General features: G+C 66.2%; 8 protein-coding genes. 5 read left to right on the top strand and 3 right to left on the bottom strand.

From position 1 onward, the window contains the following. Positions 1-583: 583 nt before the first annotated feature. From E1263_RS29855 to E1263_RS29840, 4 genes are read left to right on the top strand one after another with little or no spacing between them, the layout of a single operon-like run. Positions 584-1,489 (top strand): ABC transporter ATP-binding protein, encoded by a 906-nt coding sequence (locus E1263_RS29855; RefSeq protein ID WP_132173374.1) that lies wholly within the window; start codon positions 584-586, stop codon positions 1,487-1,489. Beyond that, the gene (locus tag E1263_RS29850) at positions 1,486-2,259 is read left to right on the top strand and encodes an ABC transporter permease (protein WP_132173372.1); all 774 of its coding nucleotides are present in this window, start codon (positions 1,486-1,488) and stop codon (positions 2,257-2,259) included. The genes E1263_RS29855 and E1263_RS29850 overlap by 4 nt, the downstream gene beginning before the upstream one ends. A 24-nt stretch (positions 2,260-2,283) precedes the next feature. Further along, entirely contained in the window at positions 2,284-3,522 is a 1,239-nt protein-coding gene (locus E1263_RS29845; RefSeq protein ID WP_238161646.1) for a sensor histidine kinase, read from the top strand. Continuing rightward, positions 3,519-4,172 (top strand): response regulator, encoded by a 654-nt coding sequence (locus E1263_RS29840; RefSeq protein WP_132173368.1) that lies wholly within the window; start codon positions 3,519-3,521, stop codon positions 4,170-4,172. The genes E1263_RS29845 and E1263_RS29840 overlap by 4 nt, the downstream gene beginning before the upstream one ends. Positions 4,173-4,216: 44 nt before the next feature. Here the strand turns inward: E1263_RS29840 and E1263_RS29835 are convergent, their stop codons facing one another. Then, positions 4,217-4,792: a hypothetical protein gene (locus tag E1263_RS29835; RefSeq protein ID WP_132173366.1), complete on the bottom strand. Its 576-nt coding sequence runs from the start codon at positions 4,790-4,792 to the stop codon at positions 4,217-4,219. A 276-nt stretch (positions 4,793-5,068) separates the two neighbouring features. Here E1263_RS29835 and E1263_RS29830 point away from each other — a divergent pair, with 276 nt between their 5' ends. Continuing rightward, positions 5,069-5,542: a hypothetical protein gene (locus E1263_RS29830; RefSeq protein ID WP_132173364.1), complete on the top strand. Its 474-nt coding sequence runs from the start codon at positions 5,069-5,071 to the stop codon at positions 5,540-5,542. Positions 5,543-5,560: 18 nt separating this feature from the next. Here the strand turns inward: E1263_RS29830 and E1263_RS29825 are convergent, their stop codons facing one another. Together E1263_RS29825 and E1263_RS29820 are read right to left on the bottom strand one after the other, a co-directional pair. Further along, the gene (locus tag E1263_RS29825; protein WP_132173362.1) at positions 5,561-6,388 is read right to left on the bottom strand and encodes a carbohydrate ABC transporter permease; all 828 of its coding nucleotides are present in this window, start codon (positions 6,386-6,388) and stop codon (positions 5,561-5,563) included. Continuing rightward, entirely contained in the window at positions 6,385-7,425 is a 1,041-nt protein-coding gene (locus E1263_RS29820; RefSeq protein WP_202869115.1) for a carbohydrate ABC transporter permease, read from the bottom strand. The genes E1263_RS29825 and E1263_RS29820 overlap by 4 nt, the downstream gene beginning before the upstream one ends. Positions 7,426-7,430 lie beyond the last annotated feature (5 nt).

Genomic DNA, 7,430 nt, shown 5'->3' with positions numbered 1-7,430 from the left:
CAGGGGCACGCTCTGTCCCCAAGACTCACAGGTCCAGGTAATAGAAGTGCTCACCCACCAGCGGCTTACCAGTCCGAGTCTGCCCGACGGGCGACCCGATAACTCTTATTAGGTAATTACTTGTTCAAGCCCACCACCCAGCCGACAGATCCCCGACAAGTGGACAGCGCCGCGACGACCAGCGCGGCGGCCGGGGGCAGCCAGGGTCACACGGGCGCGGCAGCACCTCATGCCTCCTTGCTGGCGCTTTTCACCACAGCGGACGGTCACTTTCCAGGCCTCCCCACAACCGGCCGCAACCATAGCGAGCACCTCAATCGGCGCGAGCGCGATCTCCGGCCTCGCCAGTACCTCAACCCCCCGCCGGCCCCAGCCAAGCTCTTTATGTAACGCGGCCGCCGCGGCGACCAGCCACAGACAACGTGCCCGGCTTGTCCGGAGCGGCGACCAGCCATCGCACAACACCACCGACCAGCAGACGAGTGGCCCAGCCCGGGGCCCGCGAGTATCAACCGATCGGTTGATACCCACTCGACCTCAACGGGCGATGCGACAGCGGGCCAACAACCGCGAGACTCAAGGTATGAATCCGGTTGTTGAAGTGAGTGACCTGCGGAAGTCGTACGGCGGGCGCGCGGTGGTGGATGGGGTTTCGTTCACCATCGGCGAGGGGGAGATCTTCGGGATCCTCGGACCGAACGGCGCGGGGAAGACCACGACCGTGGAGTGCATCTCCGGTCTGCGCGTTCCGGACGGCGGTCAGATCCGGGTCGCGGGGCTCGACCCGGCCCACGATCGCGAAGCGGTGACTCGGGTGCTGGGGTCACAGCTGCAGGAGAGTGAGTTGCAGGCGAAGCTCACTGTGCAGGAGGCGCTTGAGCTGTACGCCGCCTTCTACCCGAACCCGGCGGATTGGCGGGCGCTCGCTGAGCGGCTGGGGCTTACCAGCATGCTGAAGAAGCGGTTCGGGACGCTGAGTGGTGGGCAGAAGCAGCGGTTGTTCATTGCGCTCGCACTGATCGGCAACCCAAAGATCGTCGTACTCGATGAGCTGACCACCGGCCTCGATCCCCGTGCTCGCCGCGACACCTGGGAGGTTGTCGAGGATGTTCGGGCGAGCGGGGTCACGGTTCTGCTGGTCACGCACTTCATGGAGGAAGCGCAGCGGCTGTGTGACCGGATCGCTCTGATCGACCAGGGCCGGATCACCGCGCTCGACACCCCGCAGGGCCTGATCGCCCGGTCCGCGGGCTCGACCGTCATCTCGTTCACGCCGTCCACGCCGATTGACGACGAGGAGCTGGCTGCACTTCCCGCGCTCGCGTCGGTTGAGCACAAGAACGGCCGGATCACCTTGAGCGGCACCGACGAGACCGTGAACGCGGTCATCTCGTTGCTCGCCCGCAACCACATCACCGCGCACCAGCTCCGCGTCACCGACGCCACGCTGGACGACGCCTTCCTGAACCTCACCGGAGCCACCTCATGAGCGCCGTCACGACCACCGCAGGCCGCAACACCTCGCCGTACGTCGCAGTGCTGCGGACCGAGGCCCGCCTGTTCCGGCGGGAGCCGGGGAACCTGTTCTGGGCGCTCGGTTTTCCGCCCATCCTGCTGATCATCCTCGGCTCGATCCCGTCGTTCCGGCAGCCGAGCGCCGACATCGGCGGGCTGCGGATGATCGATGTCTACGTGCCGGTGCTGGTCCTGGTCGCCGTGATCATGACCGGTCTGCAGACGATGCCGCCGGTGCTCACCGGTTACCGCGAGCGCGGCATCCTGCGCCGGATGTCGACGACCCCGGTCCGCCCGTCCGCCCTGCTGTCGGCGCAGATGATTCTCAACGGCGGCGCGGCACTGCTCTCGGCGGTGGTCAGCCTGCTGATCGGCCGGCTCGTGTTCGACGTCCGGTTGCCAGGTCAACCGTTCGGCTACGCCCTCGCCCTACTGCTCGCCTCGGCCGCAGCGCTCGCCTTCGGCGCGATGATCACCGCCTTCGCCCGGACGGCGAAGATCGCCACCGCGATCGGCTCCGCGACGTTCTTCCCGAGCCTCTTCTGCGCCGGCGTCTGGGTGCCCGTCCAGGCCATGCCCGATCTGATGGCCCGCATCGTCACCCTGACTCCCTTCGGCGCGGCGGCTCAAGCGCTCGGCGAGGCGGCGGGCGGCGACTGGCCGGCCTGGTCGCATCTCGGCGTACTGGCTGCTTGGGCGGTTGTTCTGTCGGCTGCTGCTGTGCGCTGGTTCCGGTGGGAGTGAGCTCCGCTCGTGCAGACTGAGGTGGTGAAGACACCGGGCGACAAGATCGATCGGCGCCGGGCCCTGTTCAACCGGCTGGCGCCGCCCGGTCTGCTCGTCCTGTCCAGCATCCTCGCGATCGTCACCAGCGACCTGATCACGCCGCAGCTCTGGAAGCAGCAGCTGGCCATCGCGCTGGTCGCTGGGCTCGTTGTCCTTCAGGTGTGGTGGTTCTGGGCGGGTCCTCGGCGGCAGCACCCAGATGCGGTCTCGGTGACCTACTTCGTGCTCCGCTGGGTGATGGGTGCCACCCTCGCGCTGCTGAACGGCTTCTTCGCGTTCTTCATGGCCGCGGGCTACTTCGACGCCACCCACCTCATCCCCGGACGACGCCGCAAACGGTTCGCCCTGTTCGCGCATTCGATACCGATCTCCTTCGCCCAGGTCGGCGGCATCCCGACCGACGGAGCGGTGGGGTGGATCGTGTTCGGCTGCCTGCTGCTGGCCAACAACGCACTCCTCACCTTCGTCGGCCGGCTCAGCGAGCAGGAGGAGGAGCGGTCCCGAGCGCGGGCGGCCACCATCATCGAGCTCCAGCAGGCCCAGAAGGAGAACGCCGCCTTGCACGCCCAGCTGCTTGTCCAGGCTCGCGAGGCCGGGGTCGCCGACGAACGCCGCCGCTTGGCCGCGGAAATCCACGACACGATCGCCCAGGGACTGACCGGCATCATCGCTCAGCTCCAAGTGGTCGAGACCACCAACGATCCCGACGTCGTGCGGGACCACGTCACGCGCGCGACCGACCTGGCCCGGCACAGCCTCGGCGAGGCCCGTCGCTCGGTACAGAACCTTGCCCCGGCCGGTCTCTCGCACGACGGTCTCCCAGAGGCCATGCAGAAGACGGTCGACCAGTGGGCCGAGCGGACCGGCGTACCGACTGAGCTCACCGTCACCGGAACCGCCGCCCGGCTGCACGGTGAGATCTCCGCGACGCTGCTGCGGATCACTCAGGAGGCGTTGTCGAATGTCGGTAAGCATGCCAATGCAACAAGGGCCGGCGTGACGCTCAGCTTCATGGATGGCGAGGTCACTCTCGACATTCGCGATGACGGTGTCGGATTCGACGCATTGAGTCTGCCGAACCGCACCGGCACCGGCGGCTTCGGCCTCGACGGCATGCGCGGCCGCGCCGAGCGCATCGCCGGCTCGCTCACCGTAGAAGCAGAACCAGGAGCCGGTACGGCGGTCTCCGCGCGCGTACCGTTGGTGGTCGACGAACGATGACTGGGGCTGATGTGCCAAATAACAAGGGGATTTCACTGCTGCTGGTTGACGACCACCCGGTCGTCCGCAATGGTCTCCGCGGCATGTTCGAATCGACACCCGGTTTCACGGTTCTCGCCGAGGCGTCGAACGGTGTCGAGGCGGTCGAGCTGGCGATGGAGCATGATCCCGACGTGATTCTGATGGATCTCCGGATGCCCGGCGGTAGCGGGCTCGAGGCAATTACCGAGCTACAGCGTCGCGGCGCCCGCGCGAAGGTGCTCGTCCTGACGACCTGGGACACCGACACCGATACCGTGCCCGCGATCGAGGCCGGCGCGACCGGCTACCTGCTCAAGGACGCTCCCCCGGCCGAGCTGTTCACCGGGGTTCGCGAGGCAGCGGCCGGTCGGACGGTGCTCTCCCCCGCAGTCGCTTCCCGGCTTGTCACCGCCGTACGGACGCCTGCGGCGAGCCCATTGGCCGCTCGTGAACGTGAGGTCCTGGCATTGGTTGCCAAGGGCACCTCGAATCGCGAGATCGCCCGCGAGCTGTTCATCAGCGAGGCCACGGTGAAGACGCACCTCAGCCACATCTTCACCAAGCTGGACGTCAACGACCGCGCCGAGGCAGTTGCAAAGGGTTACCAGCAAGGGATTCTGGGAAGCTAGCGCCCCGGTCCGCCGGCAGGTGCGGACCGGAACACCAGTAACTGCTAGTTACAGATGGACGGCGACATCACCGTGGTCGGGCTGTCCCAAGCGGCGCACTGGACGGTCGAGTGGCCGTACCAGTCGTGACCGAACTCGTGTGCCGCCAGCAAGGCGTCGTCGTTCACACCGCCCATATACAAGGCGATGCGCTGACCGGCACCCCAGTTGCATCCGACAACGTTGCTGCCACCACCGCAGTCTGCGATGTAGCCGTTGACGCACTCGACCGGAGTACCGCCGCCTTCACGCAGTCCCTGCCACGCTGCTGCACCCTGCCGGATGGCAGCTGCGTGGGGCTGGCAGGAAGCGGTGATGGTGTAGTTGCGCTGGCTCGGGACGGACCAGCCACCAGGCGGCGGAGCAAGGACTTTCGCCTTGCCCTTAAGGGCTGCGGGGGTAGGGATCACTGACGTGCCGTGCGGTGTCGAGGCACCCTCGGCGTGCGCACCCTCAGCGTGCGCGGACTCTTGATGGGCGGGAGTTTCAGACGCACCGATCGCAGCAACCGGGGCGGCATAGGTGACAACGGCAAGGACCACACTGGCCAGGCCGGACAGCACCAACAGCTTGCGCGCCATTGATTTCTCCTTCTGTGGTGGGGGGCGGTGCCACACGCGGGAGGGCGGGAGGCAGAAGGATTTTTCACGCTAATGCGCGATTGACAACGCTGTCCATGGTTCGCTCACGCTCAGACACCCTTCGATCACCATCAGCTCCGGTCCGCCGACGCAGGTAATCCCTTGCCTGAGGCACTGTTCAGTCGCTGTTAGCGCTAACTCCACCGGATCACGCCCCGCGCGCTGTCCGCCGCCATTCCACTGACGGCTCGTCCCTCAACCGAAAGTGGTCTCATCATGGACTCGACCTCCCGACCCTCCGTGGTCAAGGCGATCGCGACCCGGCTCGGCATCGCAGTCACCACCGGCGCCGTCCTGGTCGCCGCCAACGCCGGTCTCGCCCACGCGGCCGGCATGTCCTGGAGCGGCGACTTCAGCAACCGCTCGACCGCCATGAAGCGCCTCGCCAACTGCGCCGCCAGCGACTGGTACAACAACAGCCGGTCCGGTGGCCAGATCACCACCTGCAACGATGCCGCCGGCAACTCCTACTGGGACGGCATCCACCTCGCCGCAGCCGACTACCACGGCATCGAAGGCAAGCGCGTCGCCTACCGCTCCGACCAGTCGTGCCCGCCCAAGGACGGCTTCCAGTACGTCAAGTGCTTCTACGTCAACGGCAAGGCCAAGGGCCACCCCGTCATGACCGTGGCCATCGAGTCTTACGGCCTGGGCGGCCAGGACGTCAACGTCTCCTGGTACTACCTCTAGCAGACAGCCGGCTGCTGATCACTTGCCGCCCGTGAAAGTGATTCCCTGCGTGATGTGCTTCTGCGCCGCGAAGAACAGCACCAGGCACGGCAGGGTGATCAGCAGCGAGGTTGCCATCAGCAACGGGGTGTCGGTGCCGTTGACGGACTGGAACCCGGCCAGGGCCAACGGCAACGTTTTCCACTGGTCGGAGTTGATGTAGATCGCCGGCCCGAGGAAGTTGTTCCAGTACCCCATGAACAGCAGGATCGACACCGCCACCACCGCGGGCCGGGCCAGCGGCAGATAGACCAGCCAGAAGGTCTTGAACCACCCGCACCCGTCGACCACCGCCGCGTCCGCGAGCTCCGACGGCATCCGCGCGAAGAACTGCCGGAACAGGAAGATGAAGAACGGCGACCCGAAGAACGCGGGCAGGATGAGCGGATAGAGGGTGTCGATCATCCCGAGGTTGTTGAACAGCATGAACTGCGGAACCATCGTCACCTCCCCCGGCAGCAGCATCGTCGCCAGTACGACGCCGAACACCAGGCCCGAATACCGCACCCGCAACCGCGCGAACGCGAAGCCGGCGAGTGAGCAGGAGAAGACCGTCCCCACGATCGGGATCAGCGTGGTCAGCGCCGAGTTCAGCGTGTAGCGCCAGAACGGGAACGACGTCACCGCCCGCCGGTAGTTGTCCCACAAGAACTCATGCGGTACGACGCTCGCCCCCGAACTGCCCACACCGGCCAGGGACCGCAGCGAGGTCGCGATCATCCACAGGAACGGGTACACGAACACCACCGAACCGGCGACCAGTACGACGTACAGGCCGACCGTGGTGAGCACGCTGCGGCGTCTCATTTCTTCCTCCGCTTTGTCGCGAGCTCAGTCTCGTAGTAGACAGCGAACGCACTCCCCCGCAGCGTGACCGCGGTCAGCGCTAGGATGACGGCGAACAGGATCCAGGCCAGCGCGGAGGCATAGCCCATCCGGAAGTTCTTGAACGCGTTGTCGTAGAGGTAGTAGACGAAGAACAGCAACGAGTCCTTCGGCCCGCCGTTCGCGATGAAGCCCTGGGTGAAGATCTGCAGGGAGCCGATGATCCCGGTGAGCGCGTTGAACAGGATGATCGGCGACATCTGCGGCATCGTCACGTGCCAGAACATCCGCAGCGGACCGGCGCCGTCGATGGCGGCCGCCTCGTACAGGTTCGGTGGGACGTCCTTGAGGCCGGCCAGGTAGATCACCATCGCACCACCGACCGTCCACAGGCTCATCAGGATCACCGTCGGCAACGCCCACGCCGCGTCGTTGAACCAGGCCGGTCCAGCGATCCCGATCTTCGCCAGTACGTCGTTCGCCAGCCCGTACTGCGGGTTGAAAACCCAGAGGAACAAGACCATCTGGGCCACGCCGGACACCAGGCTCGGCAGGTACCAGATGGTTCGGAACAGCCGCATCCCCGGCAGTTCGGAGTTGAGCAGCAGCGCGACGACGAAGGCCAGGACGGTCTGCAGCGGCACGCTGATCACGCCGTACAGGAGGGTGACCTTGAGCGCCTGCAGGACCTTCGGGTCCTGGAACGCCTCGCTGTAGTTGGCGAGGCCGACGAACTGCGGCGGCGTGAGCAGGTCCCACGACGTCAGGCTGACGTAGATCGACGAGATCATCGGCCCGACCGTGAAGATCGCGAACCCGATCAGCCAGGGCGAGATGAACAGCCAGAATGCGATCGTCTTGTCGGCCCGCGGCCAGCGCTTCCGGGCCCCGTACGCCGCCAGTCCGATGACGGCGTACAGAACGATCAGAACGAGCAGGAACGGGACCAGCGGGACGAGCGCGGTGGGGACTCCCCAGGATGCCGCGAGGTCGCGGATCCAGCCAATCGTGGGATTCACTTCTG

Source organism: Kribbella antibiotica (assembly GCF_004349055.1).
GTDB classification, from domain to species: domain Bacteria; phylum Actinomycetota; class Actinomycetes; order Propionibacteriales; family Kribbellaceae; genus Kribbella; species Kribbella antibiotica.
This window is presented reverse-complemented; position numbering and strand designations above follow the sequence as displayed.